The organism is Sphaerimonospora thailandensis (assembly GCF_016863115.1).
Lineage (GTDB): Bacteria > Actinomycetota > Actinomycetes > Streptosporangiales > Streptosporangiaceae > Sphaerimonospora > Sphaerimonospora cavernae.
The window spans coordinates 85,915-107,518 of the sequence record NZ_BOOG01000004.1; the positions used below are offsets into that span (position 1 = coordinate 85,915).

Here is a 21,604-nt window from a genome sequence, read left to right on the forward strand (position 1 = left end):
TCCCGATGCGTTCGTTCCGCCCGGCGGCCGCGTTCCTCTCGAAACCGCCGACAGGCCGGGACTCCCGGCACCGGCCAGCGCTCGCACAGGTCACCGTCCGACGCCCCTGCCATCACGCGGATCGCACACCCTGGGCTGGTCGGGTCGGCCGAGGTCGGTGACATAACGGCTCCCTCGCGACCACGTGCTTCAAGGGCGGCGCGGACGGGGAACAACCTAACAAACGCTTGGCCGAATTACTACCCCGCAAAATGCCTTCGATAGGAATCTGAGACCCTTCGCCGGCGACCGCAGAGCCGGGATGTCCCAGAAATGATCAGCGGCGGGCGGCGGTACGGCCAATCTCGCAATTCCTATCCGAAAAGAGGGAGAAGGAAAAGGATCAGGCCATGAATCTCATTCGATCACTTCGCATGTCGGGAGCGGGTGGCGGTCGGCCCTGACCCAGCGCGGCAGCGCGGTCCCCTGCCGGTGGAGGCCGTCCCGCGCGAGCGTAGGACGGCCGGACGCGACCGCAAGCTCACAGTCCCAGCCTCCGGGACCGGTCACGACCAGCGGGAACGACTCAGGTTCCCCTCGTCGTGGGGGCGACGTGTCGCATCCAGCGTTCCATCTGACTGACGAACTCGGTGACCGGAATCGGCTGTGCGGGCGTCCAGAACCGTAAGACCACGTGGTCCACACCGGCAGACGCGTAGGTCCGGACATCGCTCGCCAGCTCGTCCGGTGTTCCGACGAAGTACGGGCGGCCCGTCTCCGTGGTCGGCACATCAGGCCGGTAGTCGTACTCGTCCGGCAGATCTCGCCTGACCGATGCGGCGCGTTCTCCATCCCGGTCTGACAGCCGGATCCGAGCCAGCGCGGTGCTCAATGAGAACGTGAAGGTATCACTGAGCCCGGCGGCCGCCCGTAGCCGCAGAATTTCTTCTCGGCCGTCCTTGTAGCGAGAAGGCGAGGGGAACAGCGGGTGCCATCCGTTGGCGTGCAGCGCCGCCCGTCGACGTGCTGCGGCTCCATTGCCTCCCGCCCATAATGGGAATGGACGCTGACGTGGATTGGGCTCGAGGTGCACATCCGTGAATTGAAGGTAATTACCCTGGAATGACAAACTTCCCGAGCTTTCCCATGCGGTTCGCAGGACGTCGAGGTACTCGGTGGTGACCGCGCCTCGTTGCTCGTATGCCGGTGTGCCGAGCGCCTCGAACTCGCCTCGGATGTAACCCACGCCGGCGCCGATGGTCAGCCTGCCACCGCTGAGTTGGTCGGCTGTCGCGACAAGTTTCGCCACGACGAGCGGATGCCGATACGGCAGTACGAGAACGTCGGTCCCGAAGCGCAGGCGCCTGGTCCATCCGGCACCGACGAGGCAGCACGCCAGGGCGTCATACCAACATGGCGATGTGCCCTCGGTGGCATAGGCCGGCACGGCGATATGGTCGCTGAACCAGGCGGAGTCGTAGCCCAGGTCCTCCGCGGCCTCGACCACGGCGCGGATCGCGGCGGGATCGGCGAATCTTCCATCCGCTGGAATGGACACTCCGAAGCGCATAGTGCTCCCTCTCAATCGGTGAGAGACGGCGCAGCGACTCACCGAGCAGGCCATCACGCATCTCCTGGTGGGAGAGCGCCTCCGGGTGGCGGGCAGTGGTTCGACTGCCCGGCACCCTTCGGCGCCGTGACGTCTGCTCAGCGGGTCACTGGGCCAGGTACGTGTTCCGGAGGTCGGCGACGCCGCCGTGCACCGAGGCCACATCGTCCAGGCCGCGCACCTTGCCGGTGGCCACGTAGCCACCGGAACCCTGCCACAGCGGCGCGTACAGGGCGTTGTCGGTGGCGTAGGCGACCGCCCGGCCGACCTTCTCGGCCCGCTGCTCATCGGTCAGCGCCGGATCGTCGACGCCCTCGGTCAGCTTGACCAGCTCCGGGTCGGCGCCCGCCGGCCGCCACAGAGGGTTGACGAACAGCCGCTGCAGCCAGGAGTAGGCATCGATCGACGACGTGTTCATGTACATCAGCTCGAGCGGGTTCGGTGCCTTGGCCCACTCGGTCACCAGGGAGTAAATGTCCATGACACGGACCTGGATCTTGATGCCGACCGCCGCGAGGTCGGCCTGCACCGCCTCCGCGACGGCAGAAAACCCGGGCACCTGGGCGACCAGCATCTCCCCGCCGTCGAAGCCGTCCGGGTGGCCGGCCTGCGCGAGCAGTTCCTTGGCCTTGGCCGGGTCATAGGGGTAGGCGCCTTCGCGGGCGGAGTCGAAGCCGGGCAGTTGCTCGGGCCACGGCTGCACCCGGGGCCTGTTGGCCGGCTGCAACGCCTCCACGATGGCCTGCCGGTTGATCGCGTGGTTGATCGCCTGGCGGACCTTGACGTCGTCGTACGGCTTGACCGACGGCTTGATGTTCAGCCCCACCGTGTTCGTGGACTGGGTGAGCACGTGCGCCTGCAACTGGCCCGAGTCGAGCTGCGACTGGAACGGCTTCTTGTCTCCGGCCGACCAGGTGATGACGTCGGCCTGGCCGCTCTTGACCGCGTTCTCCATCGCCTCCGAGCTGCTGTAGCTGGTGATGGCGACCTCGGCGGGCTTGCCGGTCTTGGGATCCCAGATGCCGCCCTCGTCGGTCCGCCGCTTGTAGACCACGCTCTGGCCGGGCTTGAACGACTCGATCACATAGGCGCCGGTGCCGACCGGGTGGCCGGCCAGGTCCGGGCTGTTCAGCGCCTTCGGCGAGACCATGATCCCGCTCAGCGTGCTCGACAGCGCCGACAGCACCGTGGTGCTGGCCTTCTTCAACTGGAGCTCGACGGTGTCGCCGGAGAGCACCGTCACGCCGGCAACGTCGGCCAGGCTCGCCTGCACGGCCGTCTTGTCGGCCTTCTGGTAGGCGTCCAGGTTCGCCTTGACCGCCTCGGCGTCGAACGGCGTGCCGTCGCTGAACGTGACGCCCTGGCGCAGCGTCAGCGTCAGCGTCGTGCCGTCGGAGGAGAACTCCCACTTGGTGGCGAGCATCGGCTGATATCGCGCGTCCGGCCCGACCTGGATCAACCGGTCGTAGACCGGCCAGGCCGAGATCAGCAGCTGGCCGGGCTCCGGCGCCTGCCGGGGGTCCAGCGACTGGGCCACCGGCATGGCGATGTCGAGGGTCGCGGTGCCGTCGACCGTGTCACCGCCACCGGTCGCGGCACTGCTGCTGCTACTGCTACTGCTACTGCTCGCTCCGCCGCAGCCGGCCAGCAGCGTCCCGGTGGCCAGGGCCGCGCATACCGCGATTACCACTCGCCCCCGAGACGATCTACTGTTGCGCTTCATCCATTTCCTCAGATCTTGATGACTTTGCAGGTCGGGAGGGGGTGGTGGTCGGCTTTGACCCAGCGCAGCAGCGCGGTGCCCTGCCGGTGGAAGCCGGTGGAGATCCAGTTCCCGAAGCCCGGGTCCTTGGCCGAGACCACGATCGTCAGGGTCCCGTCGGGGTTGAGCTTTCCGGTGTGGTTGTTGATGTAGGTGTTCATCCGGTCGTGGTCGAGTGACTCCATCCACCAGTTCTGCAGGACGAAGTTCCAGTACTCGCAGTCGGGCACCTCGGTCTCGATCACCCACGCCTCGTCCTCGGCCAGGTCCCAGTAGCCGTGGATGTAGAAGATGGTCGGGTCGCCGCCGGCCTGCTGGAAGAAGTCCTGACCCCAGTCGGGCAGCTCGTTGGGCCGCTCCATGAACATCTTCGTCCAGGTCGAGAACGTCTGAGCCGTACCCCCCACGAACGCGGTGACCAGGTCCAACTGCCGGGCGAAGCGGTCGGGATCCAGCGGCGCCGGACGCGGCTCCTCATCGATGAGCTCGATGGTGACCTCGGCGGGAATCTCTGTGGAGCGGTCCTGGAAGGACTGGCGTCCGGTGATGTTGGTGGTGTCGTCGGCCAGCGGCAGCCAGGCGCCGCTTTCGGGCCGGTCCTTGCTCGCGATGAAGCTGAAGCGGCCGTCGGCGTCGACCGGGATGTCGTCGCCGTGTAGTTCACCGGTCGAGGCCATGGTCCCGTCGATGTGATAGCGGTTGGCCTTCGACCCGAAGGTCAGCAACGGGACCGTACCCCGCGTCCCGCTGACCCGGTACCGGTACTTTCCGGACACGTTGGCGCGCATATAGATGTTGTCGGGGTTGTCCGCGCCGATCTTGCATTTCATGTGCGGGTCCAGCGCGTTGGTGAACTGGGGGTAGAGCGGGTCGGAGTACTCGATCGAGTTGATCGAGGCGTACCGCAGCAGCCGGATCAGGTAGCGTACGCCTTCCGCCTGGTTGAACGGGTCCTGCGGGGCGGCCTGGTCGATCAGCGTCCGGCCGGCCTCCCGCAGCCGGTCGCAGAACTCATCCCACGTGTGGTTCGCGTCGTTCGTGCCCACTCGGCACCTCCACCTCTCGCGCGGTTTGGGCGAGCGTAGGGCGGCCGGACACGATCGCAGATGACCATCCCAGCCTCCGAGACCGGCCAGGCCGGTCACCGCCGTCTCGCTCAACGGGATGCCCGCGCCCGGCGGACGCCCCACTGCCTACGTTGAGGCCACCCGAACCTTGGAGCTGACTGACACATGAAGTGGGCGCTGTCGGGGGCGATGCTCCCCGCCGAGGAACTGCTGGAACTGGCGCCGGCGGCCGAGGAGGCCGGCTACCACAGCATCGGGATGCCGGACTCGGTGTTCTTCCCCGAACACGTCTCGGCGGACTATCCCTACACGTCCGACGGCAAACGGATGTGGAAGGCCGAGACGCCGATGCCGGACCCGTTCATCGCGATGGCCGCGATGGCGGCGGTCACCGAACGGCTGCACTTCTCCACCAACGTGCTCAAGCTGCCGCTGCGTGACCCCTTGCTGACGGCCAAGCAGGTCGCCACGCTCGCGGTGCTGTCACGTGATCGCGTGGCGCTCGGGGTCGGGCTGTCGTGGATCCCCGAGGAGTTCACCTTCACCCGCACCGACATGCGCACCCGCGGCGCGCGCACCGACGAGGCGGTCGAGATCATCAAGGCGGTCTGCGCCGGGAACGGCCCCGAGTGGGTGGAATACCACGGCAAGCACTACGACTTCGACCGGCTGATGATCAGCCCGGCTCCGGACCGTCCGGTGCCGGTCCACATCGGCGGTCACAGCGAGCCGGGGCTGCGGCGGGCGGCCCGCATCGGCGACGGCTGGATCTCGGTGAACACCACCGCGGAACAACTCCGCGAGGCCATCGGGCGGCTCACCGAGCTGCGCGCCGAGTACGGCCGCGCCGACGTTCCGTTCGAGATCGACGTCTCGCCCACCAACGTCCGCGGCATCGACGACTACCGCGCGCTCGAAGAGGCCGGGGTCACCGTCTGCCGGGTGGTGCCCTGGCGGATGTACGACGAGAAGCCGACCCCCGGGGGAAGGCTGGCCTCGCTGCGCCGGTTCGCCGACGAGGTCATCGCCGCGTACTGAGCGATGTATGTACCCAGCCGAGCGTGACCTCCCCCTGCTGCCGCCCTGGCGGCCATCGAGCCGAAGAGTGTAAGGAGTGCACATGCCCCATCGCTCCCCGGAGCCCGACAGCCCAGACCTGTCGATGCCTCATGCCCCGGAGGGGGCCCCCAACGTCGTGCTCGTGCTCCTCGACGACGTCGGTTTCGGCGCCTCCGCCCCGTTCGGGGGGCCGGTGGAGACACCGGCCATCGAAGAGCTGGCAAGGGAGGGGTTGCGTTACAACCGCTTCCACACCACGGCGATCTGTTCGCCCACCCGGGCCTCGCTGCTGACCGGGCGGGACGCGCACGTGGCCGGCGTCGGCACGGTCATGAACTCCGCCAACAAATACCCGGGCTACCAGGGCATCCTGCGTGACAGCACGGCGACCATCGCCACGGTGCTGCGGAAGAACGGGTACAGCACCGCCTGCTTCGGCAAGTGGCACCTGGCTCCCCCGTGGGAGACCTCGCAGATCGGACCGTTCGATCGCTGGCCCACCGGCCGCGGCTTCGACACGTTCTACGGGTTCCTCGGCGGTGAGACCCATCAGTACGAGCCGACGCTGTACCAGGGCACCACGCCGGTCGCCCGGCCCGACGGCGACGACTACCACCTCACCGAGGACCTGGTGGACCGCTCGATCGAGTGGATCCGGATGCAGAACTCGCTGGCTCCCGACCGCCCGTTCCTGCTCTACCTGGCGCCCGGCGCCACCCACGCGCCGCTGCACGTCCCCGGTATGTGGAGCGAGAAGTACCGCGGGCGGTTCGCCCAGGGCTGGGACGCCGTACGGCAGGAGATCCTGGACCGTCAGAAGGCGCTCGGCGTCGTACCCGAGGACACCGAGCTGACCCCCCGTCCCGACGAGCTGCCGGCCTGGGACACGCTCCGCGACGACGAGAAGCGGGTCGCCGAGCGGTTGATGGAGGTGTACGCGGGTTTCCTGGAGCACACCGACGTCCAGATCGCCCGGCTGATCGCCGCGCTGAAGGAGAGCGGGCAGTTCGACAACACGCTGTTCGTCTACGTCGTCGGCGACAACGGCAGCAGCGCCGAGGCCGGGATGAAGGGAAGCATCAACTACTTCGGCGCCCTGCAGGGCATGCAGGAGCCGATCGAGGTCCAGATCGAACGGCTCGACGAGATCGGCGGCAAGAAGTCCTACCCGCAGTACCCGGCGGGCTGGGCCTGGGCGATGACGGCGCCGTTCCAGTGGGTCAAGCAGGTGGCCTCGCACTTCGGCGGCACCCGCAACCCGATGGTGGTCTCCTGGCCTGCCGGGATCAGGGACGCCGGTGGCCTGCGCAGCCAGTTCTCCCACGTCAACGACATCGTGCCCACCATCCTCGACGTGGCGGGGATCGAACCGCCCGCGGTGGTCGACGGGGTGGAGCAGGCGCCGATGGACGGCACCAGCCTGGTCTACAGCTTCGACGACGCCGACGCCCCGGAGCGGCACACCACGCAGTACTTCGAGGTGTTCGGGCACCGCTCGATCTACCACGACGGCTGGATCGCGTCGGCGTTCCACCGCGCGGGCATGCCCTGGACGGTCGGGCTGCCGCCCGTCGACGCGCCCTTCGAGGCCGACGTCTGGGAGCTGTACGACACCCGTCGGGACTTCAGCCAGGCGCGCGATCTGGCGGGTTCGGAGCCGGAGCGGCTCGCCGAGCTTCAGGAGCTGTTCGCCAAGGAGGCGGCCCGGGTGGACATCCAGCCGCTGCGCGACGCGCGGGCGCGTCGTACGCCGATGCCGAACCTGGCCACCGGCCGTACCCGCTTCGCCTACCACCGGGGGGCCGTGGGCACCCCGGAGACCAACGCGCCGCCGCTGCGCGCCCGGTCGTGGACCATGCGCGCGCACATCGACGTGCCCGGCGGCGGCGCCCGCGGCGTGCTGGCCTCCATGGGAGGCGACAACGCGGGCTGGGCGCTGTACCTGACGCAGGACGGCCGGCCCGAGTTCGTCTACCGGGCGTTCGAGGCCGGTCGGGTCCACCTGGCCGGTCCGGCGGCCGTCCCCACCGGCCGCCACGTCCTGGAGGTCGACCTGGCCTACGACGGCGGTGGCCCCGGCAGGGGGGCACAGATCACGCTGCGTCTCGACGGCGCCGAGCTGGGCAGCGACCGGACCCCGCGCACACCTCGTGGTTTCTTCTCGATCGACGAGACCTTCGACGTCGGCGCGACCTCGGGATCGCCGGTCGGGAACTACCCGCACGTGTATCCGTTCGAGGGCGGCCTGGACCGCGTCGAATTCGAGGTTCACTGAGGATTCGAGGTTCACTGGGAGCCGGGCCGTACGACCCGGCTTCCGCCCACGACAATCGACACGACGATCACAAGTTTGGACGGTCATGAATTCCGACGACGCCCTTCCCGTCTACGAGGAGGCGACCCCCGACGACGGGGCGTTCGCCCGCTGGGTCGCGACCAAGGCGGGAGAGCTCCTGCTGCGCGTGCGCGAGCAGGACCTGGCGAGCGACAAGCTCAAGGAGCAGGGTGACCGCGCGTCGCACGAGTTCCTGATGCGGGCCATCAGCGAGTACCGCCCCGGTGACGCGATCCTGAGCGAGGAGGGCAGGGACGACAAGGCGCGGCTGACGGCGAAACGCGTCTGGATCGTCGACCCGGTCGACGGGACGAGGGAGTTCAGCGAGCCGCCGCGCACCGACTGGGCGGTCCACGTGGCGCTGTGGGCCGACGGCGAGCTGGTCACGGGCGCCGTCGCGCTGCCGGGGCTCGGCGAGACGTTCGGCGCCGACACACCGCCGGTGGTCGCGGCGCCGGTCGACGGGCCCCCGCGGCTCGCGGTGAGCCGGACGAGGCCGCCCCAGTTCGTGAACGCGTTGGCGGAGGAGATCGGCGCCACCCTGGTGCCGATGGGATCGGCGGGCGCGAAGGTCATCTCGGTCGTCCGCGGCGTCACCGACGCGTACGTCCACGCGGGCGGGCAGTACGAATGGGACTCGGCGGCCCCCGTCGCCGTCGCCCGGGCCGCCGGTCTGCACACGAGCCGGGTGGACGGCTCCGAGCTCCGCTACAACCAGGACGATGTGCTCCTTCCCGACCTGCTGGTGTGCCGGCCGGAACTGGCCGCGCGGATCCTGGACTTCGTGAAGAGATACAGCGCGGGCTGACCGTCGGCTGACAAACGGCAGGGCCCAGGTCGGGAAACCGACCTGGGCCCTGTCGCTGGGGTTCAGAAGCCCGCGCCCGCGGTCATGCCGCCGTCGATCAGGAACTCCGCCCCGGTGCAGTAGCTCGACTCGTCGCAGGCGAGGAAGAGCACCAGGTTGCTGACCTCCGACGCCCGCGCGAAGCGGGGAATCGGGATGCGTGCCATCGGGCCGGCCGTGACGTCCTGCACGTCGCCTTCGCCCATGCCCAGCATCGGGGTCGCCACGCCCCCCGGGTGCACCGAGTTGACCCGGATCTTCTTCGGCGCCAGCTCGATGGCTGCGGACTTGGTCAGGCCCGTCACCCCGAACTTGCTGGAGGAGTAGCCGGTCAGCCGGTCCCCGCCGACGATTCCGTTGACCGAGGAGATGTTGACGATCGAGCCTCCCTCGCTCATCGCCGCGCTGCCGTACTTCAGCCCCAGCCACTGTGAGACGAGGTTGACGTCCAGGATCCGGCGGTAGTCCTCGACGGTCATCTCCTCGAGCGACCCGAAGCCCAGGATTCCGGCGTTGTTGACCAGCACGTGCAGTCCGCCGAAGGTGGTGGTGGCCACGCCGACGACGGCCTCCCAGCCTTCCACCGAGGTGGCGTCGTGCGGGACGAACCGGCAGCCGTCGCCGAGCTCCTTCTCCAGCGCCCGGCCCTCGTCCTCCAGGATGTCCCCGAAGACCACCTTGGCGCCTTCCGCCACGAAGGCGCGCACGTGGGAGGCGCCCATGCCGCGGGCGCCCCCGGTGATCAACGCGACCTTTCCGTCAAGCCTGCCCATCGATTCTCCTCACTGTCCTCACGCGACCGTCACGCGGCCCTCACGCGACGTCGTTGATCATGCCTGCGCCGACCGTGACGCCGGTGACCTCGTCGACGAGGATGAAGGACCCCGTGGTCCGGTTCCTCGCGTACGGGTCGCAGAGCAGGGGCGCGGTGGTGCGCAGCCGGACCCGGCCGATCTCGTTCAGTGCGAGCTCTCCGACGTCGGAGTCGCGGTGCAGGGTGTTGATGTCGAGACGATATTGGATGTCCTTGACCAGTGCCCGGGCCGTCCGGGTGGTGTGCTTGACGGCGAGCTTCTGACCCTGCCGCAGCGGCTTGTTGGTCATCCAGCAGACCATGGCGTCGATGTCCTGGCTCGGCTTCGGCGCGTTGTTGACCCGGGCGATCATGTCCCCGCGGGACACGTCGATGTCGTCGGTCAACCGGACCGTCACGCTCATCGGGGGGAACGCCTCGGCGATCTCGCGGTCGAACAGCTCGATCGAGGAGATCTTCGAGGTGAACCCGCTCGGGAGGACTATCACCTCGTCGCCCGGCTTCATCACGCCGCCGGCGATCTGGCCGGCGTAGCCGCGGAAGTCGTGGAAGTCGTCGGACTTGGGGCGGATGACGTACTGCACCGGCAGCCGGGCGGAGACCAGGTCGCGGTCGGAGGCCACGTGCACGTTCTCGAGGTGATGCATCAGCGAGGGGCCCTCGTACCAGGGCATGTTCTCGCTGCGCGACACCACGTTGTCACCCTTGAGCGCCGAGATCGGGATCATCGTCAGATCAGGGATGTTCAGCTTGGTGGCGAACGCGGTGAACTCGGCGTGGATCCGCGTGAAGGTGGCCTCGTCGTAGTCGACCAGGTCCATCTTGTTGACGGCCAGCACGAGGTGCGGCACCCGCAGCAGCGACAGCAGCACGGCGTGCCGGCGGGACTGCTCGGAAAGGCCCTTGCGGGCGTCGACCAGCACCAGGCCGAGGTCGGCGGTGGACGCGCCGGTGACCATGTTGCGGGTGTACTGCACATGCCCGGGGGTGTCGGCGATGATGAACTTCCGCTTCGGCGTGGCGAAGTAGCGGTACGCCACGTCGATCGTGATCCCCTGCTCACGCTCCGAGCGCAGCCCGTCGGTCAGCAGGGCGAGGTCGGTGTACTCGTAGCCGCGCCCCTCGCTGACGGCCTCCACGGCCTCCAACTGGTCCTCGAAGATCGCCTTGGAGTCGTAGAGCAGCCGGCCGATCAGCGTCGACTTGCCGTCGTCCACGCTCCCGGCGGTGGCGAACCGCAGCAGGTCCATTCCGGTGCCCACCGCCTCGGGAGCGGTGTTCGGGGTGGTCATCAGAAGTAGCCCTCCTTCTTCCGGTCCTCCATCGCGGCTTCGCTGAACCGGTCGTCGCCGCGGGTCGCGCCCCGCTCGGTCACCCGGGCCACCGAGATCTCCTCGATGATCTTCTCTACGTTGTCCGCGTCCGACTCGACGCAGCCGGTCAGCGTCATGTCGCCGACCGTGCGGAAGCGCACCCGGCGCCTCTCGATCTTCTCCCCGTCCCTCGGCTGCACGGCGTGCGACGCCGACAGCAGCATCCCGTCCCTGGCGATCACGTTGCGGTCGTGCGCGTAGTAGATCGTGGGGATGTCGATCCGCTCGCGGGCGATGTAGTGCCAGACGTCCAACTCGGTCCAGTTCGACAGCGGGAAGATCCGCATGTGCTCACCCGGGCGGATCCGTCCGTTGTAGAGGTTCCACAACTCCGGGCGCTGGTTCTTCGGGTCCCACTGGCCGAACTCGTCGCGGTGGGAGTAGATCCGCTCCTTGGCGCGTGCCTTCTCCTCGTCGCGGCGGCCACCGCCGAACGCCGCGGTGAACCCGTTCTCCTCAATCGCGTTCAGCAGCGTCCCGATCTGCAGTCGGTTCCGGCTCGTCCTGCCGTCGTCGACCACGATCCCCCGCCTGATCGCCTCATCCACCGAGGCCACCACGAGACGGGCGCCGAGACGCGCCACCCATCTGTCCCGCGCCTCAAGCACCTCCGGGAAGTCGAACCCGGTGTCGACCTGAAGGATCGGAAACGGCAGTTTCGCCGGGTAGAAAGCCTTCTCCGCCAGCCGGAGCATCACGATCGAGTCCTTGCCACCCGAACACATCAGCACCGGCTTCTCGAACTCCGCGGCAACCTCGCGGAAAATGTGAATCGACTCCGCCTCCAGCTGATCCAACTGGCTCAGGCGATACTCCATTTGCATGGTCGTCATCTGCTGCGGCCTCTCTCGTCACAGGCCCGGCGGGCGTGGCCCACGACGTCCATATGCCGCATCGCATCTTCACAGCGCCCGATGGCCGCGATAACGACGATTACGGGGTGGCTGTCGTGGCGCCTGTCCTGGCCGGCTAACGGGTCCAACCTGGTCCGTGCCACAGACGCTAATTCCGGGCGGGCGGATGCCCGTGTGCCGTCCCAATGACTGGGACAAAGGCAGAGATCACACGTATCGGGACGCACACTCGCAGCCCGAGGGAGACACGCCTCACAGCGCTGCCGCTCAGCCAGCACCGACAGAACCACTGAACTAGCACTACGGAGCGTCATGAACCGATTCGAAGGTAAGAATGTTCTGATCACGGGCGCGTCCGCCGGCATCGGCCAGGCCACCGCGGTCCGGTTCATCGCCGAGGGCGCCACGGTGTTCGGCCTGGGCCGCAACGCCGAGGGCCTCAAGGAGACCGAGGGCATGGTCGCCGACCCGAGCCGGTTCCGCTCCCACCACGTCGACATGGCCGACGACGCCTCCATCGTCACGGCGGTGCGGGCGGCGGCCGAGGATCTCGGCGGCCGCATCGACGTGGTCTGCAACATCGCCGGGGTCACGCTGGCCACCCCGATCGACGACCTGGACATCGACCGGGTCCGCACCATCAACCAGGTGAACTTCGTCGGCCCGCTCCGGCTCATCTCCGAGGCGCTGCCGCACATCCCCGCGGGCGGCTCCAGCGCGATCGTCAACGTCGCCTCCAACGCGGCGACCCAGGCGGTGCCCACGATGGCCGCCTACGCCGGCTCCAAGGCGGCCCTGGTCTCCGCCTCCCTCACCCTGGCCGTCGAGCTGGCCCCCAAGCGGATCCGGGTCGTGCCGATCTCCCCGTCCGGCGTGCAGACCAAGATGATGTGGGAGATCTGGGAGCAGGTGAAGGACTACGAGGGCGACTGGTACTCCCGCATGATCCACCTGTGGGGTCAGCAGGAGTCGGGTCAGGCCCACGAGCTGGCCGCGTTCATCGCGTTCGCCGCCTCGGAGGAGGCCAAGTACTGGAACGCGTCCGAACTGCGCATCGACGGCGGCGCCCGCGCCTCGTTCTAGGCCGTACGCCACTCAGGCGGCGCCTCGCCGTGCCCCGGGTCCGCGGAGACTCGACGCAGCCACGAGTTCTCTGCGGACCCGGGGCGAGCCCGCTGTACGCCCAATGGGCGCCCTCGCCCGCCACTGCCTGCTGAGATGAGGAGGGATGACCGTGGCGCGACAGCGTTCGGAGTGGTCGGACCGCCAGGAGATCCACGATGTCGTCCTGCGCTACTGCAGGGGCATCGACCGGCTCGACTTCGACCTGGTCCGCTCGGCCTACCATCCCGGCGCGATCGACCATCACACCGGATTCGAGGGGACCGTCGAGGAGTTCCTCGCCTGGGTCGAGCCCAAGCTCCGGGCCCGTCTCGGCGGCACCATGCACATCGTGGGGAACCACCTCGTCGAGCTGTACGGCGACGTGGCGATCGCGGAGACGTACGGAACCTTCGTCCACTGGGGTGAGCCGGCCGACGACCCCCGGGTCAACTTCACCAGCGGCGCGCGCTATGTCGACCACATGACCTGTCGGGACGGCCGCTGGGCGATCTCCGAGCGCTGGGCCGTACGCGAATGGACCCGCTCGGAGGCGGGCCGGTTCGTGGCCAAGGAAGGCGACGGCCCCACGGGACGGCGCGACGAGCACGACCCGCTCATCCTGCTCCAGCGCCGCATCGCGCCCGCGAAGCCAGAGAACGGCAGATAAGCCGGCTGTTGCCATGGCTAATGACAAAGCTCACATTCCGCTACAAATTTTGACTCCCCCGTCGCTCCAGGAGGAACTGCCGTGACCTACGCCTACGATCCCGAGATCCAGCCGTGGATCTCGATGCTCCCCACGCTCGACGTCACCGATCTCGCGGCCGCCCGCGCCTTCACCGCGGCCATGATCGAGCAGTTGCCGCCGTTCGAGCTCCCCGCCGGGCTGACCCTCGAGCGGCGGACGGTGCCCGGCCCGGACGGGGCTCCCGACGTCCCGATCCTGGTGTTCGCGCCCACCGAGCACAACGGGGAGCGGCCGGCCTTGGTGTACGGCCACGGCGGAGGGTTCGTCCTGGGCGACGCCGAGGGCGAAAAGGCCCTTCCCGCGCAGATCGCCGCCGAGGTCGGCGCCGTCGTCATCTCGGTCGACTACCGGCTGGCGCCGGAGCACCCCTTCCCCGCCCCCGTCGAGGACTACTACGCGGTGCTGCGGTGGACCGCGAAGAACGCCGCCGCCCTGGGCGTCGACCCGGCTCGGATCGCGGTGGGCGGGGTCAGCGCCGGCGCCGGCCTCGCGGCCGCGACGGCCCTGCTCGCGCGTGACCGCGGCGGGCCCGAGCTGTGCTTCCAGCTGCTCGACATCCCCGTGCTCGACGACCGGCTCGACACCCCGTCGATGCGGGAGTTCACCGACACGCCGCTGTGGAACCTCCCCAACGCGATCCACAGCTGGCGGCACTACCTCGGCCCGCGGCAGGAGGACGACCCGGTCTCGCCCTATGCCGCACCCGCCCGCGCGACCGACCTGTCCGGGCTCCCCCCGGCGTACGTCTCGGTCTGCGAGTTCGACCCGCTGCGCGATGAGGGCATCGCGTACGCGCAGCGGCTCGTCCAGCACGGAGTGCCCACCGAGCTGCACCTGTTCCCGGGGACGTTCCACGGCTCCGGCGGCGCCCTGCCGATGGCCGGGGTCTCGCAGCGGATGCGCGCGGAACTGATCGACGCCACCCGCCGGGGACTGGCGCCCCGCCCCGCCGGGGCGTAGGGCCGCCTTGGCCGAAACCGGAGCACCCAGAGTGGAAAGGAACATCCCGATGTCGACGGCAGAAGAAGCATCGATGGAATCCGCGAGACCGATCACGGGAGCCGAATACGACGTCGTCGTCATCGGAGCGGGCTTCAGCGGGCTGTACGCGCTGTACCGGCTTCGTGACCTGAACGCGAAGGTCATCTGCTTCGAAGCGGGCGACGGAGTGGGCGGCACGTGGTATTGGAACCGATACCCCGGGGCCCGGGTCGACATCGAGAGCATGCAGTACTCGTACTCGTTCGACGAGGACCTCCAGCAGGAGTGGAGGTGGCCCGAGCACTACTCCCCCCAGCCCGATCTCGAGGCGTACGCCAACCATGTCGCCGATCGGTTCGACCTCCGTGAGCGGATTCGGTTCGGCGCCCGGGTGAACCGGCTCCGGTTCGACGAGGCGGCGAACCGCTGGCACGTCCGGACCGATCGGGGCGACCAGGTCGTCGCCAAGTACGTCCTAGCCGCCGCCGGCAGCCTGAACGCCGAGAACATTCCACAGTTCCCGGGCCTGGACTCCTTCCAGGGCCAGTGGTACCACACCGCGAACTGGCCCAGGGAGGAGGTCGACTTCACCGGCAAGCGGGTGGGGCTCATCGGGACCGGATCGACCGGGATCCAGGTCGCTCCCGTAGTCGCCGAGACGGCCGGTCACCTCCACGTCTTCCAGCGCACCCCGAACTTCAGCCTGCCGTCGAAGAACCGGCCGCTCGAACCCGAGTACGAACGCGAATGGAAGGAGAACTACACCGAACGGCGCGCCGCCATCTCCCAGGACCCCGGCGCGGTCTACTGGGCGAATCCGGCGGACCGCTCCATCTTCGAATTCACCCCCGAGGAGCGCGAGCAGATCCTGAACAAGGCGTGGGGGTCCAAGGGCGGCTTCGAGTTCATCCGCTGTTTCCGCGAAACGATGGTGAATCTGGAGGCCAACGAAATCGTCGCCGAGTTCGTGCGGAACAAGATCCGGCAGACGGTCAAGGACCAGACTGTCGCAGAACTGCTGTGCCCGAAGACGTATCCGTTCGGCACCAAGCGGCTCTGTCTCGACACCGGATATTACGAGACGTTCAACCGCGAGAACGTCACCCTCGTCGACGTGCGCAGCGACCCGATCACCGAGATCACTCCAACCGGTCTGAAGACGACCGCCGCGGCCTATGACCTGGACATCATCATCTTCGCGACCGGTTTCGACGCGATGACCGGGGCGATGACCAGGATGAACGTGACCGGCGTCGACGGCATGGATCTCCGCGACAAGTGGAGGGACGGCCCGACCAGCTATCTCGGCTACTTCGTCGCCGGATTCCCCAACCTTTTCATGATCCACGGCCCTGGAAGTCCATCGGTCCTCGCCCAGATGATCACCAGTGGTGAAGCGCAGGTCGACTGGGTCGTCGAGTTCATCGAACACATGGAGGAGAACGGCTACGAGCGCGTCGACACGACCTCCGAATGGGAGGACAACTGGAGCGCCGAGGTGAACGTGGTCGCCGACTACACGCTCTACAAGAAGGCGGACTCCTGGTATCTGGGAGCCAATATCGCCGGCAAGCCCCGCGTGTTCATGGTCTACGTCGGCGGCTTCGACCGATACGTCCAACGGTGTAACGAGCAGGTCGAGGCCGGCTACGAGGGATTCGTCCTGAGCAGGTAGCCCGCCTGCTGGTAGCGATCCGCGTAAATGGCTGGGGCGTCCGGCAAGAGCGGCGGCGATCGTCCGCTCCCGAAGGGCGCCCCGGCCCGCCGAGGTCGGAGGATCGCGAGGAGACGCGGGCGGGACGTGCGGGCACGTGCCTTCAGAACGAGGCGCGGGTGCCGCCGTCGACGCGCAGTTCGGACGCGTTCCAGTACTTGGCCTCCTCTGAGGCGGCGAACGCGATGAACGCTGCCAGGTCGTCGGCCTGGCCCATCGTCTCCCGGCCCCACAGAAGGGTCAGTCGCGAATACCAGTCGCCGCCTCGGTAGCCCTGCAGCTGCTTCGCGAAATCCCCCTTCATCTTGGTCTGCACACCGGACGGGGAGATCGGGACGACCCGGATCCTCTTGGGGGCCAGCTCGACGGCCAGGGTGAAGGAGGCCGAGACCAGCGCCGCCTTGGAGCCGGCGTAGGCGGCCATCGTGGGCATCGCCTGGGTTCCCGAGGTGGAGGCGACGTTGACGATCGCGCTGGAGCCGCCCGCGGGGATGTGCGGCAGCGCCTCGGAGATGAGCCGGAGCGGGCCGACGAAGTTCACCTGGTTGATGGTGCGGACCCGGTCGATGTCCAGGTCGTCGATCGGGGTGGCCAGCGTGACCCCGGCGATGTTGCAGACCACGTCGATGCGGCCGCCGAGATCCTCGGCCGCCGCCCGCACCGCCGCGACGATGGAGGCGTCGTCGGCCATGTCGACGTGGTGGGAGCGGAAGCGGCCCGGGTCGGCGACCATGCCCTCGGTCTCCTTGAGGCCCTCCGCGCTGCGCGCCAGGCCGAACACCGTGGCGCCCTCGGCGATGAACCGGACGGCGGTGGCCTGGCCGATGCCGGCGGACGCGCCCGTGATCAGAACATTCTTACCTTCGAACCGGTTCATGACGCTCCGTCGATTCGCGCTTCGCGGGCCGTTCCCGCTGAGCCCCCCGCTGGAGCTCACCGGCAGTGAGTGTGCGTCCGGATCAGAACGAACTGCCGCCCCATCTCGGTCACCGGGACGCCGGACGGGCGCCCGCGGACCTGGAATTAGCGTCTGTGACACGAATCATGCGAACTCGTCAGCCTGCTCGCCGGGACAGGCACCGCGACTGTGATCATCGCGTCGGTGAGCGGTCGCGGCATGGCGAGCCCGAACCGGCGTGAACTCGGACTCGAGGACGGCCGTTCGGTGACCCCTGTTTTGAGGTCCTGTTCGTCGGCGCGCCGTCGAACGAGGAAAGGAACACGATGAAGCGGAACAGTAGATTGCGCCGGAGGCGAGGGGCGATCGCGCTCTGCGCGGCACTGGCCACCGCGACGCTGCTGGCCGGCTGCGGCGGAGCGAGCAGCAGCAGCACCGCCGCGACCGGTAGTGGGGGTGACACGGTCGACGGCAACGCGACCCTCGACATCGGCATGCCGGTGCCCCAGTCGCTGGACCCCCGGCAGGCGCCCGAGCCCACCCAACTGACGATCGGGACCTGGCCGGTCTACGACCGGCTGCTCCAGGTCGGACCCAACGCGCAGTACGAGCCGATGCTCGCCACCAAATGGGAGTTCTCCCCCGACGGCACGACGCTCACGCTGACCCTGCGCCAGGGCGTCACCTTCAGCGACGGCGCGCCGTTCGACGCCGAGGCGGTCAAGGCGAACCTGGAGTTCTCCCAGAAGGCCGACAAGACGGCCGTTCAGGCATACCTGGCCGACGTGGCCGGCGTGAAGGTGGTCTCCGCCGACACCGTCGAACTCCAGTTGAAGAAGGCCAGCACCACGGTGCTGTCGGCGCTGGCGAGCACACTGGGCGGGATCATGATCTCCCCCAAGGCGCTGAACAACCCCGACCTGGCCACCCACCCGGTGGGCACCGGCGCCTACGTCATCGAGTCGTTCAAGCCCGGCCAGAGCGTGGTCTACAAGCGGCGCACCGACGAGGGCGGCATCTGGGATCCCAAGACCGGCAAACCCGCCGAGGTCACCATCACCGCCTACAGCAGCCTGGAGGCGATGGACAACGCGGTCAAGAGCGGCCAGGCCGACATCGTCACCTGGGAAGGGCACAAGCAGCCCTACCAGGCGCAGCTGGACTCGGGCCGGCTGCAGACGCAGCCGCTCTCCCAGGCACTGAACATGGTGGGGCTGAACATCAAGCCGTCGGTCAAGCCGTACGACGACGTCAAGGTCCGCCAGGCGATCAACCACGCGATCAACCGGCAGGCGATCGTGGACGCCCTCCAGCCGGTGACCACGCCGCGGGTGCAGCCGTGGCCCGAGCAGCTGCCCGGCTTCGACGCCGCCCGCGAAAGCGCCTACGCCTACGACCCGGACAAGGCCAAGCAGCTGCTCGCGGAGGCCGGCCACCCCGACGGCTTCGACGGCGGGGAGATGCTGGTCGCCCAGACGGGTGCGCTGCCCGCCGTCGCCCAGGCGGTGCAGGCCGACCTGGCGGCCGTCGGCATCAAGATCCAGCTGCGCTCCTTGGACGTGTACGCCATGGTCACCGGGTGGGCCAAGGCGCCGAACCCCATCCAGCTGATGTACATGACCCTGCCCTCGATCGATCCCTACTCGTGGCTGCAGCGGCTGTTCGTCAACCCGATCTACCGGCCCACGGGCGCCGACCCGGAGCTGGTCAAGCTGATCGAGGGCGTCGACGACCCGTCGCTGACCGATGAGCAGCGGGCCGCCAAGGTCGGCGAGGCGATCTCCTACGCCACCGACAACGCCCTGTACGCACCCCTGTTGCAGGGCATCGGCGGCTACGTCGCCGACGGCAAGGTGCGCGGCCTGGACGACTTCGCCTCGGTGAACGGCGGCGTCGCCGACTTCCGGAACACGTACCTGGTCAAGTGACCTGCTGAGCACGCCCGGCACTCGCGGGCCGTCGAAAGCCGCTGGGAAAGCCGCTGGGCCGGTCCTTCCGGGCCGGCCCGGCGCCTCTCTTCCCACTCAATGAGTGATCATGACGACCCGTTCCCGTTCCCGCTGGGTCGGCGCGTCGCGGCGTTCGTCCAGCCGTACGGCGATGTGGTCGATGAGCCCCCGGTAGGCGTTGGCGGCCGGCTGGGCCGCGTACTCTTCCGTGACCGGGGTCCCCCGGTCACAGCCCACATCGAGGGTCTCGTCCATCGAGAACTGGAGCCCGATCGTGCGCTCCAGCCGGCCGGTCGCGACTTCGCGGTCGTCGACGCGCAGGATCACGCCGCCGCCGCGTCCCACCCCGCCGCCGTCGTAGTCGAAGCGGAGCCGGACGACGTGCGAGCCCGGAGTCAGCGGCTCGGTTCCTCTGACGTAGGTCCGCTCCCCGCACCGGTTGTGGCAGTAGACCGGCCGGCCGTCCCTGACGTACAGCGACCAGCCCGCGAAGCGTCCCCCTTGGGCGATCAGCACGCCGTCGGCCCCCGTCTCGGGGACCTCGAGTTGCACCTCGAGGGTGAACGAGGTGTTCTTGAAGTCCGGGGCGGTGCCTTCGCGCATGCCCCGCATGCCCGGCCGCAGCACGATGGAACGCCGCTCTCCCAGCAGGTCCGGGCGGGGCGCCCGCCTGGGGTCGAAGCGTTCGTGCATGCGGTCGTCGAGCGGCAGGACGTTGAACCTGGCCGCTTCGACGAGGAACTTCTGCTTCAGTTCCTGGAGCTTGTCCGGGTGAAGGTCGGCGACGTTCACGGCCTGGGTCCAGTCCGCGTTGGTGTCGTAGAGCTCCCAGACGTCGTCGGCGAACGGGGTCGCCGGGCGCCGGGGCCGGGCCCACGGCATCTGGTTGTGCCGGGCGACCGCGGTCCACCCCCGGTCGTAGATGCCCCGGCTGCCGTGGATCTCGAAGTACTGGGTGGTGTGCCGGTCCGGGGCTTCGGCACCGTCGAAGGTGTAGCGGAACGACGTGCCCTCGATCGGCGCCTGCACGACGCCGTCCACGATCTTCGGCTGCGGGATTGCGGCGGCCTCCAGAATCGTGGGCGTCACGTCGATGCAGTGGTGCCACTGGTGGCGCAGCTCTCCCCGGGACTCGATGCCCCGGGGCCAGTGCACGATCATCCCGTTGCGGGTGCCGCCGTAGTGCGAGGCGTACTTCTTCGACTGCTGGTACGGCGTGTTCATCGCCAGCGCCCAGCCCACCGGGTAGTGCGGGTAGGTCATCGGCCCGCCCAGCTCGTCCAACTGGGCGAGGGTGTCCTGCACGGTGTACGGCACCTGGTTGAGGTTGCGGACCAGGTTGGCCGAGCCGTACAGGCCCCCCTCGGCCGCCGCGCCGTTGTCGCCGAGCACGTACAGCACGATCGTGTTGTCGAGCTGCCCCAGCCCCTCGACGGTGTCGACGAGCCGGCCCACCTGGGCGTCCATGTGCTCGGCGAACTCCGCGTAGAGCTCCATCAGGCGCGCGCACACCGTGCGTTCGTCGTCGTCGAGGTCGGCCCAGTCCGGCACGTCGGGGTCGAACGCCGGCAGGCCGGCGTCCTCGGGCACCAGGCCCATCTCCTTCTGCCGCGCCAGCGTGCGCTCCCGCTGGGCGTTCCAGCCGTGGTCGAACTCACCCCGGTACCGTCCCCGCCAGCTCTCGGGCACGTGGATGGGGTCGTGGCAGGCGCCGAAGCTCACGTAGGCGAACCAGGGTCGTTCGGGCTCCAGGGCCGTCACGTTCGTGATCCAGCCGGCCGCCTGGTCCACGATGTCCTCGGAGAGGTGGTAGCCCTCCTCCGGAGTCCGGGGCGGCTCGACGGGGGTCAGCCCGTCGATCAGCGCCGGGGAGTACTGGTTGGTCTCCGCGCCGATGAACCCGTAGAACCGGTCGAACCCCTCGTTGGTCGGCCAGCGGTCGAACGGGCCGGTCTCCCCGACCTCCCACATCGGCGTCTGGTGCATCTTGCCGAAGGCGCCGGTGTGGTAACCGTTGCCGGACAGGATCCGGGGCAGGGTCGCCATCGAGTCCGGCCGGACGCAGTTGTACCCGGGCGCGGAGGTGGCGAGTTCCGGGACCGTGCCCATCCCCACGCTGTGGTGGTTGCGGCCGCTGAGCAGCGCGGTGCGGGTCGGTGCGCAGATCGCGGTGGTGTGGAACCGGGTGTACCGCAGCCCGCCCGCGGCGAGCCGGTCCGCCGCGGGCATCCGGCACGGCCCCCCGAAGGCGGACGACGCGCCGAAGCCCATGTCGTCCACGAGGATCACCAGCACGTTCGGCGCCCCCTCGGGCGCGCGGACCGCACGCCGTACCGGGTAGGGACGTTCGAGGTCGCGTACGTCGACGGTGGGAGCACTCACGGGCTCCGCCGACGCCATGGGCAGGATCGTGCGGCCGACACTCATCGTCGCCGCCCGGTCAGTTCGGCGGCGACCACGGGCCGCAGAGCACGAAAGGCGGTCGAGACCTTCAGTTGGTGTGACATTCGG

Annotated in this window: 16 protein-coding genes; 8 read left to right on the forward strand and 8 right to left on the reverse strand. The window is 68.7% G+C overall.

Annotated elements, in window-relative coordinates:
- Nucleotides 1–565: 565 nt before the first annotated feature.
- The 3 genes from Mth01_RS01595 to Mth01_RS01605 are packed head-to-tail and all read right to left on the reverse strand — an operon-like array spanning nt 566 to nt 4,396.
- A complete protein-coding gene (locus Mth01_RS01595; protein WP_308440763.1) occupies nt 566–1,753 on the reverse strand; it encodes a TIGR03619 family F420-dependent LLM class oxidoreductase in 1,188 nt (395 codons plus the stop codon).
- On the reverse strand, nt 1,695–3,278 hold the full coding sequence (locus Mth01_RS01600) for an ABC transporter substrate-binding protein (RefSeq protein ID WP_204010065.1): 1,584 nt from the start codon (nt 3,276–3,278) through the stop codon (nt 1,695–1,697). Before Mth01_RS01600 ends, Mth01_RS01595 begins: the two co-directional genes overlap by 59 nt.
- Nucleotides 3,279–3,319: 41 nt before the next feature.
- A complete protein-coding gene (locus Mth01_RS01605) occupies nt 3,320–4,396 on the reverse strand; it encodes a DUF1214 domain-containing protein (RefSeq protein ID WP_204010068.1) in 1,077 nt (358 codons plus the stop codon).
- 186 nt (nt 4,397–4,582) lie between these two features.
- Here Mth01_RS01605 and Mth01_RS01610 point away from each other — a divergent pair, with 186 nt between their 5' ends.
- The 3 genes from Mth01_RS01610 (at nt 4,583) to Mth01_RS01620 (ending at nt 8,619) form a co-directional block, all read left to right on the forward strand.
- Nucleotides 4,583–5,455 (forward strand): TIGR03619 family F420-dependent LLM class oxidoreductase, encoded by an 873-nt coding sequence (locus Mth01_RS01610; protein ID WP_204010071.1) that lies wholly within the window; start codon nt 4,583–4,585, stop codon nt 5,453–5,455.
- Nucleotides 5,456–5,537: 82 nt separating this feature from the next.
- Nucleotides 5,538–7,751: a sulfatase-like hydrolase/transferase gene (locus tag Mth01_RS01615; RefSeq protein ID WP_204010075.1), complete on the forward strand. Its 2,214-nt coding sequence runs from the start codon at nt 5,538–5,540 to the stop codon at nt 7,749–7,751.
- 85 nt (nt 7,752–7,836) lie between these two features.
- Nucleotides 7,837–8,619 carry a 3'(2'),5'-bisphosphate nucleotidase CysQ gene (locus Mth01_RS01620; protein WP_204010078.1) on the forward strand — a complete coding sequence of 261 codons (783 nt, stop codon included), beginning with the start codon at nt 7,837–7,839 and terminating at the stop codon, nt 8,617–8,619.
- Between the two features lie 62 nt (nt 8,620–8,681).
- On the opposite strand, the gene Mth01_RS01625 is transcribed toward Mth01_RS01620, so the two are convergent.
- Genes Mth01_RS01625 through cysD form a run of 3 tightly spaced genes read right to left on the reverse strand, consistent with a single transcriptional unit; the run spans nt 8,682 to nt 11,678 of the window.
- The gene (locus tag Mth01_RS01625; protein WP_204010081.1) at nt 8,682–9,431 is read right to left on the reverse strand and encodes an SDR family oxidoreductase; all 750 of its coding nucleotides are present in this window, start codon (nt 9,429–9,431) and stop codon (nt 8,682–8,684) included.
- Nucleotides 9,432–9,471: 40 nt separating this feature from the next.
- A complete protein-coding gene (gene cysN, locus Mth01_RS01630; protein WP_204010144.1) occupies nt 9,472–10,722 on the reverse strand; it encodes a sulfate adenylyltransferase subunit CysN in 1,251 nt (416 codons plus the stop codon).
- A gap of 41 nt (nt 10,723–10,763) precedes the next feature.
- Complete coding sequence (cysD, locus tag Mth01_RS01635; RefSeq protein WP_204010084.1) at nt 10,764–11,678, reverse strand: sulfate adenylyltransferase subunit CysD; 915 nt, start codon at nt 11,676–11,678, stop codon at nt 10,764–10,766.
- Between the two features lie 333 nt (nt 11,679–12,011).
- On the opposite strand from cysD, the gene Mth01_RS01640 reads away from it, so the two are divergent.
- From Mth01_RS01640 to Mth01_RS01655, 4 genes are all read left to right on the forward strand, one after another.
- Nucleotides 12,012–12,782 (forward strand): SDR family NAD(P)-dependent oxidoreductase, encoded by a 771-nt coding sequence (locus Mth01_RS01640; RefSeq protein ID WP_204010087.1) that lies wholly within the window; start codon nt 12,012–12,014, stop codon nt 12,780–12,782.
- Nucleotides 12,783–12,927: 145 nt separating this feature from the next.
- Complete coding sequence (locus Mth01_RS01645; protein WP_204010090.1) at nt 12,928–13,470, forward strand: nuclear transport factor 2 family protein; 543 nt, start codon at nt 12,928–12,930, stop codon at nt 13,468–13,470.
- Nucleotides 13,471–13,551: 81 nt separating this feature from the next.
- Nucleotides 13,552–14,511: an alpha/beta hydrolase gene (locus tag Mth01_RS01650; protein WP_239089068.1), complete on the forward strand. Its 960-nt coding sequence runs from the start codon at nt 13,552–13,554 to the stop codon at nt 14,509–14,511.
- 73 nt (nt 14,512–14,584) lie between these two features.
- Complete coding sequence (locus tag Mth01_RS01655; protein WP_204010093.1) at nt 14,585–16,207, forward strand: flavin-containing monooxygenase; 1,623 nt, start codon at nt 14,585–14,587, stop codon at nt 16,205–16,207.
- 142 nt (nt 16,208–16,349) lie between these two features.
- On the opposite strand, the gene Mth01_RS01660 is transcribed toward Mth01_RS01655, so the two are convergent.
- Complete coding sequence (locus tag Mth01_RS01660) at nt 16,350–17,123, reverse strand: SDR family NAD(P)-dependent oxidoreductase (RefSeq protein WP_204010097.1); 774 nt, start codon at nt 17,121–17,123, stop codon at nt 16,350–16,352.
- A 347-nt stretch (nt 17,124–17,470) separates the two neighbouring features.
- On the opposite strand from Mth01_RS01660, the gene Mth01_RS01665 reads away from it, so the two are divergent.
- On the forward strand, nt 17,471–19,072 hold the full coding sequence (locus Mth01_RS01665) for an ABC transporter substrate-binding protein (protein ID WP_204010101.1): 1,602 nt from the start codon (nt 17,471–17,473) through the stop codon (nt 19,070–19,072).
- Between the two features lie 96 nt (nt 19,073–19,168).
- On the opposite strand, the gene Mth01_RS01670 is transcribed toward Mth01_RS01665, so the two are convergent.
- Entirely contained in the window at nt 19,169–21,493 is a 2,325-nt protein-coding gene (locus Mth01_RS01670) for an arylsulfatase (RefSeq protein WP_204010104.1), read from the reverse strand.
- Nucleotides 21,494–21,604 lie beyond the last annotated feature (111 nt).

Bases quoted from the DNA above. Each gene is read 5' to 3' on its own strand.
- Mth01_RS01645 (WP_204010090.1), top strand. From the start codon at position 12,928: ATGACCGTGGCGCGACAGCGTTCGGAGTGGTCGGACCGCCAGGAGATC.
- Mth01_RS01610 (WP_204010071.1), top strand. From the start codon at position 4,583: ATGAAGTGGGCGCTGTCGGGGGCGATGCTCCCCGCCGAGGAACTGCTG.
- Mth01_RS01655 (WP_204010093.1), top strand. From the start codon at position 14,585: ATGGAATCCGCGAGACCGATCACGGGAGCCGAATACGACGTCGTCGTC.
- Mth01_RS01665 (WP_204010101.1), top strand. From the start codon at position 17,471: ATGAAGCGGAACAGTAGATTGCGCCGGAGGCGAGGGGCGATCGCGCTC.
- Mth01_RS01615 (WP_204010075.1), top strand. From the start codon at position 5,538: ATGCCCCATCGCTCCCCGGAGCCCGACAGCCCAGACCTGTCGATGCCT.
- Mth01_RS01640 (WP_204010087.1), top strand. From the start codon at position 12,012: ATGAACCGATTCGAAGGTAAGAATGTTCTGATCACGGGCGCGTCCGCC.
- Mth01_RS01670 (WP_204010104.1), bottom strand. From the start codon at position 21,493: ATGGCGTCGGCGGAGCCCGTGAGTGCTCCCACCGTCGACGTACGCGAC.
- cysN (WP_204010144.1), bottom strand. From the start codon at position 10,722: ATGGACCTGCTGCGGTTCGCCACCGCCGGGAGCGTGGACGACGGCAAG.
- Mth01_RS01625 (WP_204010081.1), bottom strand. From the start codon at position 9,431: ATGGGCAGGCTTGACGGAAAGGTCGCGTTGATCACCGGGGGCGCCCGC.
- cysD (WP_204010084.1), bottom strand. From the start codon at position 11,678: ATGACGACCATGCAAATGGAGTATCGCCTGAGCCAGTTGGATCAGCTG.
- Mth01_RS01620 (WP_204010078.1), top strand. From the start codon at position 7,837: ATGAATTCCGACGACGCCCTTCCCGTCTACGAGGAGGCGACCCCCGAC.
- Mth01_RS01660 (WP_204010097.1), bottom strand. From the start codon at position 17,123: ATGAACCGGTTCGAAGGTAAGAATGTTCTGATCACGGGCGCGTCCGCC.
- Mth01_RS01595 (WP_308440763.1), bottom strand. From the start codon at position 1,753: ATGTGGCCTCGGTGCACGGCGGCGTCGCCGACCTCCGGAACACGTACC.